Annotated in this window: 11 protein-coding genes and 1 pseudogene; 7 read left to right on the top strand and 5 right to left on the bottom strand. The window is 72.7% G+C overall.

What is annotated here, in order from left to right:
- Window positions 1-53 precede the first annotated feature (53 nt).
- On the top strand, window positions 54-443 hold the full coding sequence (locus ACFXHB_RS15665) for a hypothetical protein (RefSeq protein WP_380574714.1): 390 nt from the start codon (window positions 54-56) through the stop codon (window positions 441-443).
- 95 nt (window positions 444-538) lie between these two features.
- On the opposite strand, the pseudogene ACFXHB_RS15660 reads toward ACFXHB_RS15665, so the two are convergent.
- From ACFXHB_RS15660 to ACFXHB_RS15640, 5 genes and pseudogenes are all read right to left on the bottom strand, one after another.
- Window positions 539-1413 (bottom strand): annotated as a pseudogene (locus ACFXHB_RS15660) (tyrosine-type recombinase/integrase); the annotation flags it as partial.
- A gap of 616 nt (window positions 1414-2029) precedes the next feature.
- Complete coding sequence (locus tag ACFXHB_RS15655; RefSeq protein ID WP_380574713.1) at window positions 2030-2755, bottom strand: hypothetical protein; 726 nt, start codon at window positions 2753-2755, stop codon at window positions 2030-2032.
- A complete protein-coding gene (locus ACFXHB_RS15650) occupies window positions 2752-6960 on the bottom strand; it encodes an NEW3 domain-containing protein (RefSeq protein ID WP_380574711.1) in 4209 nt (1402 codons plus the stop codon). The genes ACFXHB_RS15655 and ACFXHB_RS15650 overlap by 4 nt, the downstream gene beginning before the upstream one ends.
- 75 nt (window positions 6961-7035) lie before the next feature.
- Window positions 7036-9477: a discoidin domain-containing protein gene (locus ACFXHB_RS15645; RefSeq protein ID WP_380574710.1), complete on the bottom strand. Its 2442-nt coding sequence runs from the start codon at window positions 9475-9477 to the stop codon at window positions 7036-7038.
- 496 nt (window positions 9478-9973) lie between these two features.
- A complete protein-coding gene (locus ACFXHB_RS15640; RefSeq protein WP_380574708.1) occupies window positions 9974-11050 on the bottom strand; it encodes a LacI family DNA-binding transcriptional regulator in 1077 nt (358 codons plus the stop codon).
- Window positions 11051-11181: 131 nt separating this feature from the next.
- On the opposite strand from ACFXHB_RS15640, the gene ACFXHB_RS15635 reads away from it, so the two are divergent.
- The 6 genes from ACFXHB_RS15635 (at window position 11182) to ACFXHB_RS15610 (ending at window position 20005) form a co-directional block, all read left to right on the top strand.
- Window positions 11182-12468 (top strand): ABC transporter substrate-binding protein, encoded by a 1287-nt coding sequence (locus ACFXHB_RS15635; RefSeq protein WP_380574707.1) that lies wholly within the window; start codon window positions 11182-11184, stop codon window positions 12466-12468.
- Window positions 12469-12668: 200 nt separating this feature from the next.
- Entirely contained in the window at window positions 12669-13541 is an 873-nt protein-coding gene (locus ACFXHB_RS15630) for a carbohydrate ABC transporter permease (RefSeq protein ID WP_380574706.1), read from the top strand.
- Window positions 13542-13545: 4 nt separating this feature from the next.
- Window positions 13546-14454: a carbohydrate ABC transporter permease gene (locus ACFXHB_RS15625; RefSeq protein WP_380574705.1), complete on the top strand. Its 909-nt coding sequence runs from the start codon at window positions 13546-13548 to the stop codon at window positions 14452-14454.
- A 67-nt stretch (window positions 14455-14521) separates the two neighbouring features.
- Window positions 14522-15859, top strand: coding sequence for a glycosyl hydrolase (locus tag ACFXHB_RS15620; protein ID WP_380574704.1), 1338 nt, complete (start codon window positions 14522-14524; stop codon window positions 15857-15859).
- A gap of 75 nt (window positions 15860-15934) precedes the next feature.
- Window positions 15935-18985: an alpha-mannosidase gene (locus tag ACFXHB_RS15615; protein ID WP_380574703.1), complete on the top strand. Its 3051-nt coding sequence runs from the start codon at window positions 15935-15937 to the stop codon at window positions 18983-18985.
- A gap of 69 nt (window positions 18986-19054) precedes the next feature.
- Entirely contained in the window at window positions 19055-20005 is a 951-nt protein-coding gene (locus ACFXHB_RS15610; protein ID WP_380574702.1) for an ROK family protein, read from the top strand.
- Window positions 20006-20026: the final 21 nt, after the last annotated feature.

Below are 20026 nucleotides of genomic sequence, written 5' to 3'. Positions count from 1 at the left end.
CGTCTTGGATTTATGGACGCCTTTCCCCGGATGACCTTCGCACATTGGAGGGGGTGACCGTCCACCTCTCTGGCCAGCGGAGTACCACTCTTCCCCATCTTCTGGCTTCCTGGAAGACTCACGTAGAGAAGCTTGAGGCAGACCTCTCCTTGCCCAGCTCGGACAGGTCCGTATGGGGGGCGCATGACTTGATCGCCGCTTTGGTCCTCCGGGATTTCATCCAGGATGGAATGGGTGCTCTTGATGTCGCACTGAGATCTCGCTTCGAAAGCCTGATCTCTGAAATCGACAATCGCTTTATCTCCTTCACGGAGCCGGATGATCAGCTTCGTGTTGAAAAGGTGGACGCTCGCTCCGGGAGTGAACGTGAATGGTGGTGGAAGCGGATCCCGGTGACCGGACCGGCGCGAGAAGAGGTAATTCTTTACAGTGGACTTTATTAGCGCCCTGTGAATAAGTGCTAATGATAGAAGCCCTCCCCGTGGTAGGTCCCGGGGAGGGCTTCTGGGCGTTTTGACGGCAGTAGTTGACGGCAACGTCAGCGCACGGGGGCTGCACAAAGCGGCGGATCGTCGCCGTTGTCGGGGTCGGTGGTGGCCTCGGAGGGCTTGCCGAGGGTGCGGCCGAGGAGGTCGATGGCGTCGCGCTGGAGGCGGAGTCGGACGTGGGCGTAGACGGCGACGGTGACGCCGATGAGGGCATGGCCGAGGAGTTCCTTGATGACGACGAGTTCGACGCCTTGTTCCAGGAGGAGTGTCGCGGTCGAGTGCCTCAGGTCGTGGAAGCGGACCTGGCGAAGTCCTGCTTGGCGGAGGAGTGCGCTGAAGTGCCGTGTGAGGGTGGCCGGTTCGATGGGGTGGCCGCCAGGCCGGGTGAAGACGTGACCGCTGTCCACCCAGCCCGCGCCGGCCTGCTTCTTCTCCTGGGCCTGCTGATTGCGGTGGACCCGGAGCGAGAAGAGACAGGGGGCCGAAAGGGCGATGCGGCGTTCGGAGCTGACTGTCTTGGTGGGGACGGTGATCAGGCCGCCGGTGCGCGTGGGCTGGAGGGTACGGCGGATGCTGGCGGTGCCGCTGCCGTGGTCGAGGTCTTCGCCCGCGCAGGCCAAGGAGTTCGCCCTTGCGGAGTCCGGTGCGGAGGGCGAGTTCGAGCAGCGCGTGGAGGCGGTGGCCCTGGGCGGCGGTGAGGAGAGTGCGGGCTTCGTCGGCGGTGAGGGGTTCGAAGCGGCGGGGGCGGGGTCTGCCGCTGCCGACGTTGCAGGCGACGTTGCGTGGGATCTCTTCCTCCCGGGACGGCGTGCTCCAGGGCGGACTTGAGCACGGAGTGGATGCAGGCGAGGGTCAGCGGGGAGCACCGCTTGCCGCAGCACATGCCGGTCGCGCAGCAGCGGGGCTGGGTGCGGGCGGCGTCGACAACGACCTACTCTCCGCCATTGCGCTCGATACTCGCAGCGGCCCTCAGGCTTCTCTGAATGGGATGCGCACTGCCGAACACATTCCATCCGAACTTGACAGTCAGTTCCCTCAACATCGGAAAGGGCGCGGCCGGGAGGTGTCTTATTCCCAACTCTCGAACCCCTCATCTGACCCCCTCGGGGTCGTCTTGAGCCGATCCTCCGCCCAGTTAAGTTCGGTTTCACCTCACAGTGGCGGCCAGCACCAGTGCAGGCCGCCACAACAAACCACACAAATCAATCGCGCAGTCCGCCAACAGCCGTTGGAAAATAGCGAGAGAGCAACACCAACAGCCTGAACACCGGCCTTCCCGCTCAGCATCCGGAACTTTAGCGTTCGATCGGTCAGGCAGAGCGGCGGGCATCCCGCTCTAGGGAAACACAAAACATCCTGCTCGTTCGACAAATACACATCGGCACAGGACCTTGACAGCCAAGCGTCAACGCAGTCCATCGAAGCCCGGCCAGTAGCTGTGTCGGCTACCCAGGCATCAAGAGCTTCACTGGTGATATCAGCCAAGACCAGAAGAACAGACGGACCGGGCCGGCTGGAGAGTTGCCAGAAGGTCGCCCCCGTCAGTGCCGGTGGCGGTTGTCGGGTTGGGCCGGGTCGCCGGGGTGTTCGAGGCCGGGGAGGAGGGTGAGGCGGGTGGCGCGGGCGTGGTCGAGCCAGCGGACGAAGGCGGCGCGGCGGGCGGCTGCGTGCACGGTGGGGGTAGGGTCGGCCGATTCCGCCGCCGGTGGGTGGGTGGCGCGCCGGGCCGCCGTCCAGCCGCCGGCCGTGACCCGGGTGCCCGGGGCGGCGGCGCGCAGGGCGGTGGCGAGGGCGTGCGGGAGGGTGGCCGGGTCGGCCTCGCAGCCGCCGCCGTCGGGGAAGGTGAGGTGCCAGACGGCGGGGGCGGGGCGGCCGGCGGTCATCGTGCGGTAGTGGGCCACCTCGTCCGGCCGGGGGCGGACGTCCGCCGTGACGGCTTCGTAGACCGCCCGGACGGCCGCGCTGCCCTCGTAGGCGGCGGCGGTGATGGAGCCGAGTTCGACGGCGGCCCGCTGGTCGAGCCGCGCCGGGGTGTCGGCGGGAGCGGTGGCCTCGACGGGCAGGCCGCGCTCGGCGCAGACGGCCGCGCACAGCTCCTCCGTGAGCACCACCTGGGCGACCCAGCGGGTGAGTTGGCGGTCCTCGGAGCTACCGGGCCGCGGCAGGGCGGCGGAGCGAGGGCCGGAGCGCAGGGCGGCGAGGCGGCGGTCGAGTCCGGTGCGCGGCAGCGGGCGGCCGTCGAGCAGGCCGAGGGCGGCGGCGGTCACGGTTCCACCACCACGGCGACGGTCGGCGAGTACTGGCAGCGGCCGAACCACATCACCTTGGCCAGCGCCCAGGCCGCGCCCGGGTCGGCGTCCTCGGGGGCGGTGAGTTCGAAGGCGGCGGTCCGGGTGGCACCGGCGGGCAGGGCGAAGCCGCGGACCGGGGTGGCGACCGCCTCCCACGTCCCCCAGGGCGAGACCAGTTGCAGTTCGCCGCGGATCTCGCCGCGGGTGCGGTTGGCGAGACGGACGGCGAGGGTGGCCCGGCCGCCGGGGGCGAGGTGCAGGGACTCGGCGTCCACCGTCACGGTCAGCCCGGTGTCGCGGCCCTGCTCCGCCTTGGTGCCCTGGGCGGCCGTCCAGTCCTCGGGGGTCTCACCGGGCACCGGCAGCAGGGCGGGGAGGTCACCGACCGCGAGGGTGGCGACGTCCTCGATCTGCTGGCCCTCGTGGGTGATCCGGACGGCGGCGAAGTACAGGCCGGGTTCGACCCCGGCCGGCGGGGTCAGGGTGACCGGGAAGCGCAGGTGTCCGCCCGCCTCCAGCCGGTAGGGGCGGGCGGCCGGGCTCGCCGTCCAGCCCTCGGGGGGCAGGACCAGCGCCGTCCCCTCCACGGCGGCGTCCCGCAGCTGGGAGGAGAGGGCGACGGAGAGCGGGACCGGCTCCCCGGCCGTCCGCAGCAGGCCCGGCGAGACGCCGACCGACACCGGGAGGTAGCCGAGCGGCGCCGGGCCCCGGTTGTGCAGCCAGTAGCGGGCGTGGACGGGCTGGGCCGGCTCGGCGACCGCGCCGAGCACCGGGGCGGCCGGGTCCGCGGCGACGGTCACGGCCGGCCGGGCCAGTACGGTGGCGATCTGCGAGCCGGCGAGGTCGAGCACCGGCCCGGCCGCCTCCAGCGGACGCTCCAGCAGGTCGGCGCGGTGCAGGTCGGTGAGTCCGAGGGCGCCGCCGAGGGTGACGGTGCGGCCGAGGCCGGTGGACTCGACCAGCCGGACGGTGAGTCGCCCGTCCGCCGGGGCGGCGGAGCCGTGGGCGATCGGGTTGCCGGTCTGCTTCACCGCCCCCACCAGGACCTCCCGGGCCGGTTCGACCCGCAGCCAGGAGAGGGTCGGGGGCAGCGGCCCCTTCCGGGCCGGTGTGATCCGGGCGTACAGCGGGTGGTTGAACTCCTGGCCCTGCGCGGGCAGCGCCTGGGCCCGCCAGTCCCCCGCGCCGCCGGTCAGCGCGTAGGTGAACTCGTGTGTCCAGTGCTGGAGTTGGAAGGAAGCACCGTCGGGCAGGGTGCGCCGGGGCGGGTCGATCCAGACGCCGGAGGGCCAGCCGGTGCAGGAGCGCATCAGCGAGAGGTGCAGTGCGCCGGTGGCGTCGACCGCGAAGCCGGGCAGGCCGAAGCTGAGCAACCCCACGGTGTGGTCCGTGAGTTGCTCCGAGTCGTGGAGCGGGCCGGGGCAGACGGCGGCGATCCGGGCGTCGGCGAGATCGGCCACCAACGCGGCGGGGTCGGTGACCACCAGGGCGGGCAGCGCCCGCAGGTCGCGCAGATCGGCACCGGGCTGCCAGACCTCGGTGAGCGGGATGAGCGCTGGCACCCAGACGGCGCCGCGCGCCTTGAGCACCGTGGCGTACTCCTCCCCCGCCCGGTCGATCAACTCCCTTGCGGCCGTGTTCGCTTCGGGGCCGCCGAGGACGATCCGGAAGTCCGGCAGGTTGGAGTCGACGTCCAGCCAGCCGTAGCGGGCCCAGTCGGCCCCGGAGGTGGTGGCGGTGACGCCGACCCGGGCGAGCGCCACCACCAGGTCGCGGGCGTCGGCGGCGGCGTCGAGGTCGGCGGCGACCACCTCGGCGACACCGAGGGCGCGTTCGCCGAGCGGCGCGCCGGCCGGGTCGGTGAGCGTGATCCGGGCGGTCGAGCCCAGGCCGAACCAGGTGTTGGCCGGGTTGTCCAGGGTCCAGGGCGCCTCGGCGGAGTCCACCTCGGGCAGGGCGAAGCCGCGGCCGACCACGGCGTCGGCGACTTCGCTGACCGGCAGCGCACCGGGCAGGTCGACCGGGAAGCAGAGCCGCAGCAGGCGGTCGGCGCCGGAGTAGTCGATCACCCTGGTCCGGCAGTCGACCCGGTCGACGCCCTGCCAGAGCGTCACGGTCTGCTCGTAGCGGAGGCCGTCGACGGTGCCGGCGATCACCAGCCGCTCGCCGAGCGGCCCGGTCTCGCGGCGCACGCTGGCCAGCTGCCCGCCGGAGCCGAGGACGGGCCCCTTGGGGACGAGGTGCCAGGGCCCCTCGCCGAAGTCGGGGTGCTGCGGGTACTCCTCGTAGACCCGCAGCTCGTTGCCGACCCGGCCGTCCTGGATCACCTCACGCTCGTGCAGCAGATCCCGGACGGACGACAGGCCGCCGCCCCGGGCCGGGTCGGCGGTGACGCGGTAGCGGGCGTTGGCGGCGGTGTGACCGTCGGCGAGCGACCAGGCGGTGTCCTCGATCCCGTCGGCCGAGGGGACCAGCCGCCAGGTGCGCCAGCCCAGTGCGGGCACGTCGGCGGCCAGGAACCGCAGGGTGCCCCGGTCGACGGCGCTGGGCACCACGGCGCCGGTGTCGTCCAGCACCAGGACGGCCCGCGACCGCTCGCGCGGGAGCCGGACGGCGACCAGGTCGGTGCGGTCGAAGGAGAGCGTGTTGGTCACCACCACGGCCGAGCCGATGCCGGCGGTGTCGATCCGGGCGGTGAGCGCGTCCAGCGCCCGGTCCCGGACGTCGGCGGCCAGGTCGTACGCCTCGCGCCAGCCGCCGAGCAGGTCGAGGTAGACCTGGTCGGACTCCGAACCGGTGATCGCGTCGTGGTGGGCGCCGTAGGCGAGGTGGCGCCAGACCTTGTCCAGCGCCGCCCCGGGGTAGCGGCCGAGTCCCTGGACGGCGGCGAGGGCGGCGAGTTTCTCGGCGTCCACGGCGGCGACCTCGGCGGCGCGCTGGGCCTGCTTGGTGTCGATGTAGGAGACGTCCTTGCCGGTGTAGACCGGGTTCATGTCCCGGCTCTGCGGGCTGGGCCGGCGGCCGGTGGCGGCCTGCTCGGCACGGACGGCGTCCAGGAAGTCGCGCGGGGTGCCGCAGACGAACCGCGGCCACAGGTACTTCTTCGCCCAGGAGCGGTGGATCTCGGTGACCCACTTGTTCGGCGGCGTGTAGTCGGTGCCGACGGGCAGCAGCAGGTTCTTCGTCGCGCCGACCGGCTTGAGCTTGCGGTACAGCGCGTAGACGGCCTGCTCGGCGGTGGCGAGGTCGGCCGAGGAGTCCATCCACCAGCCTGCCGAGTAGTGGTGCGGCATGTAGTGGGTGAGCACGCCGTCGCCGGAGGGCGCGATCCACTCGAACTCGCTCGGGAACTGCATCACCCGGGCGTCGTCCTTGGCCGCACCGAAGTTCTTCTGGATCGGGCCCCACTGGTGGAACGGGCCGCGCGCCCACGCGCTGCCGGTGAGGCCGGCGGCGGCGAGGTGGCCGGGGAACTGCGGGTCGTGCCCGAACACGTCCAGCTGCCAGGCGGTCCGCGGGTCGCCGCCGAGGATGTCGCGCTGGTAGCCGATGCCGTGCACGATGTTGCGGATGGTGGTCTCGGCGCCGGTGAGGTTGGTGTTGGGCTCGTTGTAGGTACCGCCGACCAGTTCGACCTGGCCGCGCTCCAGCAGCAGCCGCAGCGTCTCGCGGCGCTCCGGGTGCTGGTCGAAGTAGGGCTTCAGGTAGTCGACTTCGGCGAGCACGAAGCGGTAGACCGGGTCGCGCAGCGCGAGGTCCAGGTGCGCGTCGACGAGCGCGAAGCCGTTGCGCTCCCAGAGCGGTCGGGTCGTCGCGTCGGCGGCGAGCAGCTCCCACGGCGAGGTGTAGGCGGCCTGGGTGTTCCACCAGACCGGGTCGTAGTGGAAGTGCGAGACCAGGTACATCGTCCAACCGGGCTCGGCGACCTCGACGACCGCCGCCACCGGCTCGGCGGACGCCGCTGCCACGAGGACCGGCAGCCGGGCGCCGGGCGCCGCTCCGGTGATCTCCAGGGGGACTTCGACCAGCCCCGTGCCGGCCGCCTCGCCGCGCACGCCCGGGCCGGTGACGGTGATCCGGGCGGACGGGCCGTCGAGGGCCACGCGCAGCAGCTGGCGCGGCGCGTCCTCGGACCCGGTGAAGAGGTCCGTGCTCTCGACGGCGGTGATGGTGACCGGCACGGGGGTGGTTCCTTCCACGAAAGGGGGGGTTCCTCGCGCGGAGGGGGTGGTTCCTCGCGCGAAGGGACGGCGGGGTTACGCGCCCCAGGCCTCGAACTCGTAGACGCGGGCGGCGGGATCGGCGCCCTGGGTCGGCTTGGTCACCGACAGGCGGACGTAGCGGGCCGTGGTGCTCACCGGGTGGGTGGTGGTCCCCGCGGTGTTGCCGGTGACGGTGGCCACGGTGGTCCACGCGTCGGACGTGGAGTTGCGCACCTGGATGGTGAAGTCCCGGGTGTTGTACGCCGCGCTCTCGCCGCCCGCCGAGGCGTGCTTCACCACGAACCTGCTGAGCGGCTGCGCCGAACCGAGGTCCACCTCCAGCCACTTGGCCGAGGTGGTGGTGCACCACTTGTCGCCGTTGCCACCGTTCACGGTGCCGTTGACGGCCTTGGCCGGGGTCTCGTTGCCGTTGCACTGGCCGGAGGCGGTGGCCGGACGGTTCAGCGCCAGATTGCCGCCGACGGGCGGGGTGCCGGTCCAGGAGACCGTGGTGGTGGCGGCGGCGGAGCGGCCGTACTCGGTGGAGACCGCCTCCACCTCGACGGTGGTGCCGCTCTCCGTGCCCGACCGCTCCAGCCTGGAGACGAAGTAGGCGTCGGACGGGGTCGCGCCGAGGTAGCCGCGGGTGCCGTCGGCGTTGCGCCGGTACAGCTCGTAGTGGTGCACCGAGCCGGCGGCCGAGGGCGTCCAGGAGAGCCGCAGCGACTGGCTGGAGCCGGCCACCACGTCACTGGCACCGAGCACGGTGAGGCCGCTCGGTGCGGCGGGCGCGTCCACCGGGCCGTCCTGGACGGCGAGCTGACCGATCCTCACCTCGTAGGACGGGTTGGACCCGTCGGCCTGGAGGCCGATCTGGGCGATGGTCCGGCCGGCGTAGCCGGAGAGGTCCAGGGTGTGGCGCTCCCACCCGGTACCGGCGTTGGCGCCGAGGTCGAGAGTGGTGAAGGTGCCCGGCGCGTCGGTGAAGGAGATCGCGGCCTTGAGCCCCGTCGCCCCGGCCGCCGGCGTCTTCAGCACCAGCGAGAGCTTGCTGTCCGCCGCCACCGGCAACTTCGTCTGGTACAGGCGCACGGTGTTGACGGCGTCCAGCCTGCCGCTGAGGCGCAGCGAGGAGCCGCCCTCGTAGGCGTCGGTGAAGTCGATGGACGGGGTCAGCTTCGAGCCGCCGGAGGAGACCAGCCAGCGGTAGGTGGGCGGGACGTCCTGGAGCGAGAGGTTGTTCCAGCCGCCGGTCGCGACCCGGCCGCCGGCGGCGTTGTAGAAGTCGCCCTGGCCGGTGGAGAAGTTGGTGACGAAGGGCTTCGCGGTGATCGGCGAGGACTCGGCGACGTAGGTCGACAGGCCCTTCCAGCTCGACGAGGTCGTGGTGTTCGACGGGTCGCCGTTGGCGCCGACCCAGTAGCGGGAGTCCTTGGCGTAGAAGTCGGCGCGGTCGGTCGCGGACTTCCAGGTCCACTCGGGGCGGTAGATGCCGAGCGAGGTGGTGTGCGGCTTGCCCGCCGGGAAGAGCGTGTTCCAGTCGACGGAGGTGTTGTAGCCGTTGGACTCGGTGTCGATGCCGGAGTAGAGGTCGTACTCGCCCCGGCCCAGGCCCCGGGCCAGGGTCCGGGAGGAGTCCAGGCCGCCGGCGCTCCAGTTGAAGTTGAGGAACATCGAGTCGGAGGTCCGCTTGGCGCCGTCCTGGAGGAAGGCGTCGTTGGCGGAGGTCAGCGCGTTCTGCCAGGAGACCGAGCCGGACTCGGTCATCGCGTCGTACCACATGTACTCGGTGCCGCTCTGCGCCTTGGTGTACTGCATCAGGTTGCGGACCTCGCCGGCCAGGGCCGCGTCCCCGCCCCCGGTCTCCTGGTTGATGAACCAGCCGTCGAAGCCGTAGTACTGGGCGGCCTGGGTGAGCTTGTCGGCGACGGGGTAGCGGGTGCCGGACTTCTGGACGAAGTCGCGGACCCACTGGAGCTGGCCACCGTAGACCGCCGGCGGGAAGAAGACGGTGCCGTAGACCTTGACGCCGTTGCGGTGCGCGGCGTCGATGACGGTCGGGTTGGGGGCCAGGATCAGACCCTCAGCGGCCGAACCGCCCCAGAAGACCAGCTTGTCCAGGTACTGCCAGTAGCCGAAGGCGTAGTAGTTCGGGTCGGCCGAGCCCTGCGAGGGGTTGTTGGAGGTCGGCCCGAAGGCGGCCAGCGAGGCGACCCTGCCCTCGCCGGCGCGGGCGTTGGGGTTGGCCTTGAGCGCCGGGTCGCTGGTGCGCGGCTGGAGCGGGACGCGGGAGCGGTTGAAACGGGCGTCCGGGTCGGTGGCCGGGTCCCAGTCCAGGATGGTGTTCGGGTACCAGTAGGAGGCGTAGGGCTGGTTCCCCGCGGCCGCGGCGGCGGCCGGGGGCGCGGGGGTGGGTTCCGCTTGCGCGGTGGGGGCGGCGCCGAGGACGGCGGCCCCGAGGGCGGCGCTCAGCAGGAGGGGGAGACGTCGTGACATGCGGTGGCTCCGATCGAGCGGAGGATGGTGGGGTGGTCCGCCGGGGAAGGGCGGTCCGGGTGCATGTGCGGGCGGTCGTGCGGCTGGGCGGTCATGGGGCCGGGCGGCTGAGCAGGTGCGTACGGTCGAGCAGGCGCGGACGGCTACGGGCGGTCGCGCTCGGCGCTGATCAACGGGGTGGTTCGCCGCTCGGCCGGCGGGGTGCCGGCCGAGGACGTCACCGGTGGGCGGGCTACGACGGGTGGTGCGGGCCGCCCCGCCGCGCGGCCCGACCGGAACGCGAAAGCGGTACCGGCCGGAACGCGGGGGCGGGCCCGGCCCCGCGCAGGACGAGCCCCGGGGCCCATGACACCCCGGGCACCGACCGGACGCCCCCGGGGGCAGCGGATGCCCCCGGGCCCACGGCGCGCGCGGCCGGGAGCCGCCCGAATCCCCGCCCGTGCCGACGGCCCGCCCGTGCCGGCCCGCCGAGCGGGACCGGCTCGGCGCTGCGAACCTAAACCGGTTCAGACCGCCTGTCAACGGTGCCCGCAACCGCCGCTCCGGCGAGTGATCCGGGGGCCGGCGGGGAGGTGGACTCGCGCACCGTCAACCGCGGCGTGGGCATCTGCAGGTCCCGACCGGGACCGGTCCCGTCGATCACCGCGAGCAGGCTGCGGGCGACCTGCTCGCCCAAGGCGAAGGTGTCCCGGCTGAGCGCGGTCAGCGGCGGATGGACGATCCGGGCGAGCACCGAGTCGTCGAAGGAGACGATCGACAGTTCCCCGGGCACCGCGACGCCCATCTCACCGGCCACCCCCAGCCCGGCCACCGCCATGACGTCGCTGTCGTAGACGATCGCGGTGGGCCGCCGGGGGCGGGAGAGCAGCGTCCGGGTGGCGGCCGCGCCCTCCGCGTCGCTGAAGTCGGTCGGCACCGAGACCGCCTCCTCCAGACCGAGCCGCCGCGAGGCGTCGCGCAGCGCGCGGATCCGGCGCTGGGTGTGCTGGAAGTGCGGCAGGCCGGCCAGGTGGGCGATCCGGCGGTGCCCGATCGCGGCCAGGTAGTCGACGATCGAGAGCATCGCCTCCCGGTCGTCGGCCCAGATCCTCAGCGGACCGCCGCCCTTGCCCGGGCCGCCCAGCACGACGGCGGGCAGCGCGAGGTCCTCCAGCGTCTCCAGGCGCGGGTCGCGGACCTGGAGGTCGACCACGATGAAGCCGTCGACCCGGTGCTCGGAGGCCCAGCGCCGGTAGACCTCGATCTCGGCGGCGGTGTCCTCGACCACCATCAGGTGCAGCGCGACCGCGTGGGCGGAGAGCACCGCCTGGAGGCCGGAGAGCAGCTGGCTGAAGAACGGCTCGACACCGATGGTGCGGGCGGGGCGGGCGATCACCAGCCCGACCGCGTCGGCCCGGGCGCCGCCCAGGGCGCGGGCGGCGCTGTGCGGCCGCCAGTTCATCTCCTCGGCGACCCGGAGGATCCGGGCCCTGGTCGCCTCGCTCACCCCGGGGCGCCCGTTGAGCGCGAAGGACACCGCGCCCTTCGAGACCCCGGCCTGGCGCGCGATGTCGGCGATGGTCGGTCTGCCCACAGAATCCGACTCCTCTCTTGACATCCAAGTTTAGGCGGGAGCATAGTCCCTGCAACAGCTAGACCGGTTTAGTAAGTCAGGTTCTGTACGTCAGCACAATCCCCCACCCACCCCTGGACCGGGAGACCCTCATGCGAAGAATCTGGGCGGCACTGACGATGGCGGCGGTCTCCACCGCCGCGCTCACCGGTTGCGGACTCGGCTCCGACACCAAGAGCGACGACACCCTGGCGAGTGCGGCCGCCACCGGTGACGTCAAGGGCAAGGTCTCGCTCCAGACCTGGGCGCTCAAGCCGAAGTTCACCGACTACATGCAGAGCGTGATCGACGGCTTCCAGAAGAAGTACCCGGGTGTCCAGGTCGACTGGATCGACCAGCCCGGCGACGGCTACCCGGACAAGGTGCTCAGCCAGGCCGCCGCCGGCTCCCTCCCCGACGTGGTCAACCTCCCCCCGGACTTCGCGCTGCCGCTGGCCAAGCAGAACCAGCTGCTGGACATCGCCAAGGCCGACCCGAAGCTCGCCGACGAGTACGTCGCCGGCGGCATCGACGCCTACCGCTTCACCGGCCAGGACGGCACCTTCGGCTACCCGTGGTACCTCAACACCGATGTGAACTACTGGAACGCCGAGCTGCTGACCAAGAACGGCCTCGACCCGGCGAAGCTCCCCACCACCCTGGACGAGCTCATCGCCCAGGCCAGGGTGGTCAAGGAGAAGTCCGGCGGCTCGACCTACCTGATGAGCCGCAAGCCCGGTCTCGGCGACCTGACCAGCGCCGGTGTGAAGGTGATGTCCGACGACGGCAAGTCCTTCACCTTCAACACCCCCGAGGCCGCCGCGCTGCTCGACAAGTACCGCGCCGCGTTCAAGGAGGGCCTGCTGCCGAAGGACATCCTGACCGACGCCTACGCCGGCAACTCCAAACTCCTCAACTCCGGTACGGCGGCCTGGACCACCGGCGGCGCCAACTTCATCACCAGTCTCGCCACCGACAATCCGACCCTCGCCCCGAAGATCGTCCCCTCCCCCGCGATGGGCATCCCGCCGCTCTACGTGCAGGGGCTGTCGGTCCCGAAGAACAGCAAGAACCCGGCCGCCGCGGTGGCCCTGGCCCGCTGGGTCACCAGCCCGGAGAACCAGGCCCGGTTCGCGCAGCTGACCAGCATCTTCCCGTCCACCAAGGCGTCCGCCGGCGACCCGTTCTTCAGCAGGAGCGACGGCACCAACGCCGGTGACGCCAAGGTGATCGCGTTCACCTCGCTGGCCAAGGCGAAGATCATCCAGCCGGTCCAGGTCGACGACGCGATGAGCACCGTCGTCAAGCAGCAGATCGCCCTGGCGATCAGCGGCGACGCCACCTCCCGGCAAGCCCTGGACACCGCCGTCGAGCGCTGCAACCAACTGCTCAAGGGCTGACCCCGGCCGCCACTCGGTGGCCCGGCCCCCGACGTACCCCGTGCCGGCGGGGCGCCCTCCCCCAGGACCCGACGTACCCCGTGCCGGCGGCGCGGCGGCGCCCTCCCCCAGGACCCGCCGCCCGCCGGGGCCCGCCCCACCGGGCCCGCTACGCCCCACCCGCCCCACCCCGCGCGCCCCCGCCCCAGGAAGGCATCGGCATGACCCACCGGCGTTGGTTCACCCCCTGGCTGCTCGCCGGGCCCGCGATCATCTGGCTGGTCGTCTTCAACCTCTGGCCGACGATCAACACGGTGATCCTGTCGTTCACCAACGCCAAGCCCCTGGGCGGCGGCCGGTTCACCGGCCTGGCCAACTACGAACGTATCCTCGACGACGAGCAGCTGGCCGACGCCCTGCTCAACAGCATCGTCTACCTGCTGGTCTGCCTCCCGCTGCTGACCTTCCTGCCGCTGCTGCTCGCCCTGCTCGTCCAGCACAAACTGCCCGGCATCACCTTCTTCCGCACCGCCTTCTACACCCCGGTGATCGCCTCCGCCGTCGTGGTGGCGCTGATCTGGGGCTGGGTGCTGGACGACCGCGGGCTGGTCAACGGCCTGCTCCAACAGACCGGGCTGACCGACTCCCCGGTCGCGTTCCTGACCGACCGCTGGCTGCTGCTGCTCAGCGCGATCGCCCTGACCACCTGGAAGGGCCTCGGCTACTACATGGTGATCTACCTGTCCGCGCTGGCCAACGTCGGCCGCGAACTGCACGAGGCCGCCGCCGTCGACGGCGCGAGCGCCCTCCGCCGGTTCTGGCACGTCACCCTGCCCGGGGTGCGGCCCACCATGATGCTGATCTCGGTGCTGATCTCGGTCTCCTCGCTGCGCGTCTTCTCCGAGCTGTACGTGCTCTCCCACGGCACCGGCGGCCCCGGCGGCCGGGACATGTCGGTGGTGATGCTGATCCAGATGTACAGCCGCGGCTTCACCGGCCACCTGGGCTACGCCTCCGCCCTCAGCCTGCTGCTGTTCGTCATCACCCTCGGCCCGATGCTGCTCCTGACGCGCCTGAACCGGAAGGCGGACTGACCCCGTGACCGACACCGCCGCCCCCGCCCGGCCCGCCGCGCCGACCGCGCCGGCTCCGGCCCCGGCCCGCCGCGCCCGGAGCTTCAACTCCCCCTCCCCCGCCCGGAACGCGCTGCGCTACCTGCTCCTGCTGGTCGTCCTGCTGCTGGTGATCGGCCCCTTCCTCTGGCAGCTCTCCACCTCGCTCAAGGGGCCGGGTGAGGACGTCTACACCCGGAGCCCGAGCTTCGTCCCCGAGGACCTGACCTTCGCCAACTACGCCAAGGTCGCCGACACCATCCCGGTCTGGACGTACGCGGCCAACTCGCTGACCGTCGCCGCGATCGCGATCTTCGGCAACGTGGTCGGCACCACCCTGGCCGGCTACGCGCTGGCCAACCTGCGCTTCCGCGGCGCCCGGCTGGTCTTCGGCCTCTTCCTGGCCACGCTGGTGCTGCCCGGCGAGGTCACCATCGTCTCCCAGTACGTGACGGTCCGCGGCCTCGGCCTGGCCGACTCCCTGACCGGTGTCGCCCTGCCCGGCGCGATCGCGATGCTCAACGTGCTGCTGATGCGGACGGCGTTCGCGGCCGTCCCGCCCGAACTCGACCAGGCCGCCCTGGTGGACGGCGCCTCCGTCTGGCAACGGCTGTGGCACATCGGCCTGCCGAACGTCCGCGGCATGCTCAGCGTGATCGTCATCTTCACCTTCATCGGCGCCTGGGACGACTTCCTCTGGCCGCTGATCGTGCTCAACGACCCGCAGAAGTACACCCTCACCGTCGGGCTCCAGTACCTCAACGGCACGTTCAGCGCCAACCCCCGGCTGATCGCGGCCGGCACCATGATCGCCTTCCTGCCGATCGTCGTGGTGTTCGGGATCTGCCAGCGGTTCTTCTTCCGGGGCGTCGAGGAGGGAGCCGTCAAGGGGTAGCCGAACCGTCCGCCCGACCCGTCGCCGGACCAGCGACGGCCGCACCCACCGAGGAAGCCCACCGCGCATGACCGCCGCTCAGGACCGTACGCAGGAAAGCACCCAGGACAGCACGAAGGACAGCACGCGGGACCCGGCCCGGGACCGCCCGCGGGCCCCCGCCGCCCCGCGCTTCGGCGTCAACTACACGCCCAGCGCCGGCTGGTTCCACCACTGGCTCGACTTCGACCTCGACGCCGTCCGCGCCGACCTCGACTCGATCGCCGCGCTCGGCCTGGACCACGTCCGGGTCTTCCCGCTCTGGCCCGTCTTCCAGCCGAACCGCACGCTGATCCGCCCGCGCGCCGTCGAGCAGCTGACCGAGCTGGTGGACGCGGCCGGCGAACGCGGACTGGACGTCGCGGTGGACGGCCTCCAGGGCCACCTGTCCAGCTTCGACTTCCAGCCGTCGTGGACCCAGACCTGGCACCGCCGCAACCTCTTCACCGACCCGGACGTGATCGACGGTCAGGCCGCCTACCTGCGCACCCTGGCCACCGCCCTGCGCACCCGGCCCAACTTCCTCGGCATGACGGTCGGCAACGAGGTCAACCAGTTCTCCGGCGACCCGCACCCCGACCCCGACCGGGCCGGCCCCGAGCAGGTCGACGCCTGGCTGCGCCGGATGCTGGCCGCCTGCGAGGAGGGCGCGCCCGGCCGGCTCCACCTGCACGCCTCCTACGACGCCGCCTGGTACCTGGACGAGCACCCGTTCACCCCCTGGCACTCGGCCCGGCTCGGCGCCGCGACCGCCGTGCACTCCTGGGTGTTCAACGGCACCGCCCAGCGCTACGGCGCGCACTCCACCGCCACCGCGCAGCACGCCGCCTACCTGGTCGAGCTCTCCAAGGCCTGGGCGGACGACCCGCACCGCCCGGTCTGGCTGCAGGAGGTCGGCGCGCCGGCCCCGCTGATCACCGCCGAGGACGCCGCCCGCTTCACCGGCGACACCGTGGCGGCCGTGCTGGACTGCCCCGACCTGTGGGGCGTCACCTGGTGGTGCTCGCACGACGTCGACCGCTCGCTGGCCGACTTCCCCGAGCTGGAGTACAGCCTCGGTCTGCTCACCACCGACCGCCGGGTCAAGCCGGCCGGCGCCCGGCTCGCCGCCGCCGTGGCCGAGCTGCGCACCGGCCGGCAGCCGCCCCGGCCGCGCACCACCGCCGTGGTGGTCGCCACCGGCGACGACGTCACCTCGCCCAAGCGCTCGGTCTGCGGGCCCGGCGGCGCCGTCTTCGAGGCGTTCATGCGGCTCGCCGAGGACGGCGCCCGGCCGACCGCGGTGCTCGCCGAGCGCGCCGAGGACCGGGCCCACCTGGCCGCCCGGGGCATCACCGAGGTCGTCCACCCGGACGACGTACGCTGACCGGTCGGCCGTCCCGCCGTCCCGCCCGACTTTCCGTCCCGTCACCCCCTCAGTCACGCAACGGAGCCCGCTGACATGCACGATGACCGCAGCCTGGTCGAGTCCCGCCTCAAGCGCGTCCTGGAGGAGCGCATCCGCCCGGCGCTCTACCCGGAGTCCGTCCCGCTGGAGGTGTCGATCTGGACGGCGCCCGGCGAGCCCGTCCCGGTCGCCGAGGGCCTGGCCGCGCCGCGCACCCCGATCGCCGTCGGCGACGCCTGGGGCGCGCCGTGGGGCACCAGCTGGATCACCGTCACCGGCACGGTGCCCGAGGCGTGGGCCGGGCGGACCGTCGAGGCCCTGATCGACCTCGGCTTCGACGCCAACATGCCCGGCTTCCAGTGCGAGGGCCTGGTCTACCGCCCGGACGGCAGCCCGGTGAAGGGCCTCAACCCGCAGAACCAGTGGGTGCGGATCGCCACCCCCGCGGCCGGCGGCGAGCAGGTCGTGCTGCACGTCGAGGCCGCCGCCAACCCGGTCATCCTCGACTACCACCCCTTCCTGCCGACCGAGCTGGGCGACCGCGACACCGCCGGCGACCGCCCGCAGTACAAGCTGACCCGGATGGACCTCGCGGTCTTCGACGAGACGGTCTGGCAGCTCGTCATGGACCTGGAGGTGCTCGGCGAGCTGATGGCGGAGCTGCCGGTCGACGGCGCCCGCCGCTGGGACGTGCTGCGCGCGATCGAACGGGCCCTGGACGCGGTCGACCTCCAGGACGTCAACGGCACCGCCGCGGCGGCCCGGGAGCAACTGGCCGCGGTACTGGCCGCGCCCGCCGTGCCGTCGGCGCACCGGATCAGCGCGGTCGGCCACGCGCACATCGACTCGGCCTGGCTCTGGCCGCTGCGCGAGACCGTCCGCAAGGTCGCCCGCACCACCGCCAACATGACGGCGCTGCTGGAGGACGAGCCGGACTTCGTCTACACCATGTCGCAGGCGCAGCAGTACGCCTGGATCAAGGAGCACCGGCCGGAGGTGTACGCGCGGGTCAAGAAGGCCGTCGCCGAGGGCCGGTTCGTGCCGGCCGGCGGGATGTGGGTGGAGTCCGACACCAACATGCCGGCCTCGGAGGCGATGGCCCGGCAGTTCGTGCACGGCAAGCGGTTCTTCCTGGAGGAGTTCGGGGTCGAGAACCAGGAGGCGTGGCTGCCGGACACCTTCGGCTTCACCGGCGGGCTGCCGCAGATCATCCGCAACGCGGGCTCCAAGTGGCTGCTGACCCAGAAGATCTCGTGGAGCCAGGTCAACACCTTCCCGCACCACACCTTCCTCTGGGAGGGCATCGACGGGACGCGGATCTTCACCCACTTCCCGCCGGTGGACACCTACAACTGCTCCATGAAGGGCAAGGAGATCGCGCACGCCGCGCGGAACTTCAAGGACAAGGGCGTGGCCCGGCACTCGATCGCCCCGACCGGCTGGGGCGACGGCGGCGGCGGCACCACCCGCGAGATGATCGCCAAGGCCGCCCGGCTGCGGGACCTGGAGGGGTCCGCCACGGTCCGCTGGGAGCGGCCGGCCGAGTTCTTCGAGCAGGCGCAGGCCGAGTACCCGAACCCGCCGGTCTGGGTCGGGGAGCTGTACCTGGAGCTGCACCGGGCCACCCTGACCAGCCAGGCCAGGACCAAGCAGGGCAACCGCCGCAGCGAGAACCTGCTGCGCGAGGCCGAGCTGTGGTGCGCCACCGCCGCGCTGCGCACCGGCCTGGCCTACCCGTACCAGGAGTTGGACCGGATCTGGAAGACGGTGCTGCTGCACCAGTTCCACGACATCCTGCCCGGCTCCTCGATCGCCTGGGTCCACCGCGAGGCCGAGGCGACGTACGCGACGCTCGCCGGGGAGCTGGAGACGCTGATCGACCGGGCGCAGCGGGCGCTGGCCGGGGACGCGGCGGGCGGGCGCGAGCTGGTGTTCAACGGCGCCCCGCACACCCGCTCGGCGGCGCCCGCCGGCGGGGCGGCGCTCGCCTCGGCGGCCCGGGCGGACGGCTGCGCGATCACCGCCCGCGACGGGGGCGGGTTCGTCCTCGGCAACGGCCTGCTGTCCGTCACGGTGGACGGCGACGGCCTGGTGGTCTCGGTGGTGGACCTCGCGACCGGGCGCGAGACGGTGGCCCCCGGCACCCGTGCCAACCTGCTCCAGCTGCACCCGGACTTCCCGAACATGTGGGACGCCTGGGACGTGGACCAGTTCTACCGCAACACCGTCACCGACCTGACGGGGGTGGACGCGCTCACGGTGGCGCTGGACGCGCCGGAGGCGGTCGCCGTCCGGGTCGCGCGCTCCTTCGGCTCGTCGACGGTCGTCCAGACGCTGACCCTGCGCGCGGGCGCCGGGCGGCTGGACATCGACACCGAGGTGGACTGGCACGAGACGGAGAAGTTCCTCAAGGCGGCCTTCCCGCTGGACGTGCACACCGAGCGGTACGCCGCCGAGACCCAGTTCGGCCACCTGTACCGGCCCACCCACACCAACACCAGCTGGGAGGCGGCCAAGTTCGAGGCCTGCAACCACCGCTTCGTCCACCTGGAGGAGCCGGGCTGGGGCGTCGCGCTGGTCACCGCCTCCACCTACGGGCACGACGTCACCCGGACGGTGCGCGCGGCGGACGGCGGCACCACCACGACGGTGCGGTTCTCGCTGCTGCGCGCGCCGCGCTTCCCCGACCCGCTGACCGACCAGGGCCTGCACCGGTTCCGGCACGCGCTGGTGCCGGGCGCCGGGATCGCGGACGCCGTCCGCGAGGGCTACCTGATCAGCCTGCCCGAGCGGCGGGTGACCGGGTCCGCCGAGGCCGTCCGGCCGCTGGTGGAGCTGGACCAGGACGCCCTGGTGGTCAGCGCCGTCAAGCTGGCCGACGACGGCAGCGGGGACGTGATCGTCCGGGTCTACGAGGCCGACGGCGGCCGGGCCCGGGGCCGGCTCGCCACCTCGTTCCCGCTGGCCGGGGCGGTGCCCTGTGACCTGCTGGAGCGGCCGTGGGACGGCACCCGCGGGTCGGTGGTGGTGAGCGGTGACGGGGTCGAGCTGGCCCTGCGCCCGTTCGAGCTGGTCACGCTGCGGCTGACGGCCGCGTCCGGCTGACGCTCTACCCTGTCCGTTGCCCCCTCCCGCCCGGGAGGGGGCCCCGCCCCTGGTTCTGGAGCCGTCGCGATGACCCCCGCCCCGTCCGTCCGCCCACTGGTCGCCGCCCTCGACATCGGCGGGACGAAGATCGCCGGGGCGCTCGTCGACGAGCGCGGTGGGCTCTCCCACCGGATCCAGCTGCCCACCCCGGCCAAGGAGTCCGGCGCCGACGTACTGGCGGTGGTGCACCGGGTGCTCGACCACCTCGCCGCCGCGCCCGGCTGGGGCGCGGTGACCGCCGTCGGCATCGGCAGCGCCGGACCGGTGGATCTGCGGCACGGCACCGTCAGCCCGGTCAACATCCCCGGCTGGCGGGCGTTCCCGCTGGTCGCCGAAGTCGCCGCGCACCCGGCCGTGGCCGGGCTCGCCGTCCCGGTGGCGCTGGCCGGGGACGGCGTCGCGATGGCGGCCGCCGAACACTGGCGCGGTGCGGCGCGCGACGCCGCCAACGCGCTCTGCCTGGTGGTCTCCACCGGTGTCGGCGCCGGGCTGGTCCTGGACGGCGCCGTGCGACCCGGCCCCAGCGGCAACGCCGGCCACCTCGGCCACATCAGCGTCGAGCTGGACGGCGATCCGTGCCCGTGCGGATCGCGCGGCTGCCTGGAGGGGATCGCCGCCGGCCCGGCGATCGCCCGGCGGGCCCTGGCCCTGGGCTGGCGGCCGACGGGCCCGGACGAGGACCGCTCGGCGCGGGCCGTCGCCGCCGCCGCGCTGGCCGGCGACCCGGTCGCCCTCAGCTCCTTCGACCGGGCCGCCCAGGCCCTGGCCGCCGGAATCGCCGCCACCGCCGCCCTGGTCGACCTCGACCGGGTGGTGATCGGCGGCGGGGTCGCCGCCGCCGGCGCCCCGCTGTTCGACCCGCTCGCCCGCCACCTCGACCGGTACGCCGCGCTGCCCTACGTCCGCGGCCTCGACGTCCGCCGCGCCGAACTCGGCACCGACGCGGGCCTGATCGGCGCGGCGGCGCTCTGCCGCTAGGGCGTGTTCGTCACTCGTGTC

Origin of the sequence: Kitasatospora sp. NPDC059327 (genome assembly GCF_042752535.1) — a bacterium.
Taxonomy (GTDB): domain Bacteria; phylum Actinomycetota; class Actinomycetes; order Streptomycetales; family Streptomycetaceae; genus Kitasatospora.
The sequence above is the reverse complement of the archived record's forward strand: the minus strand, read 5'-3'. Positions and strand labels throughout refer to the sequence as shown.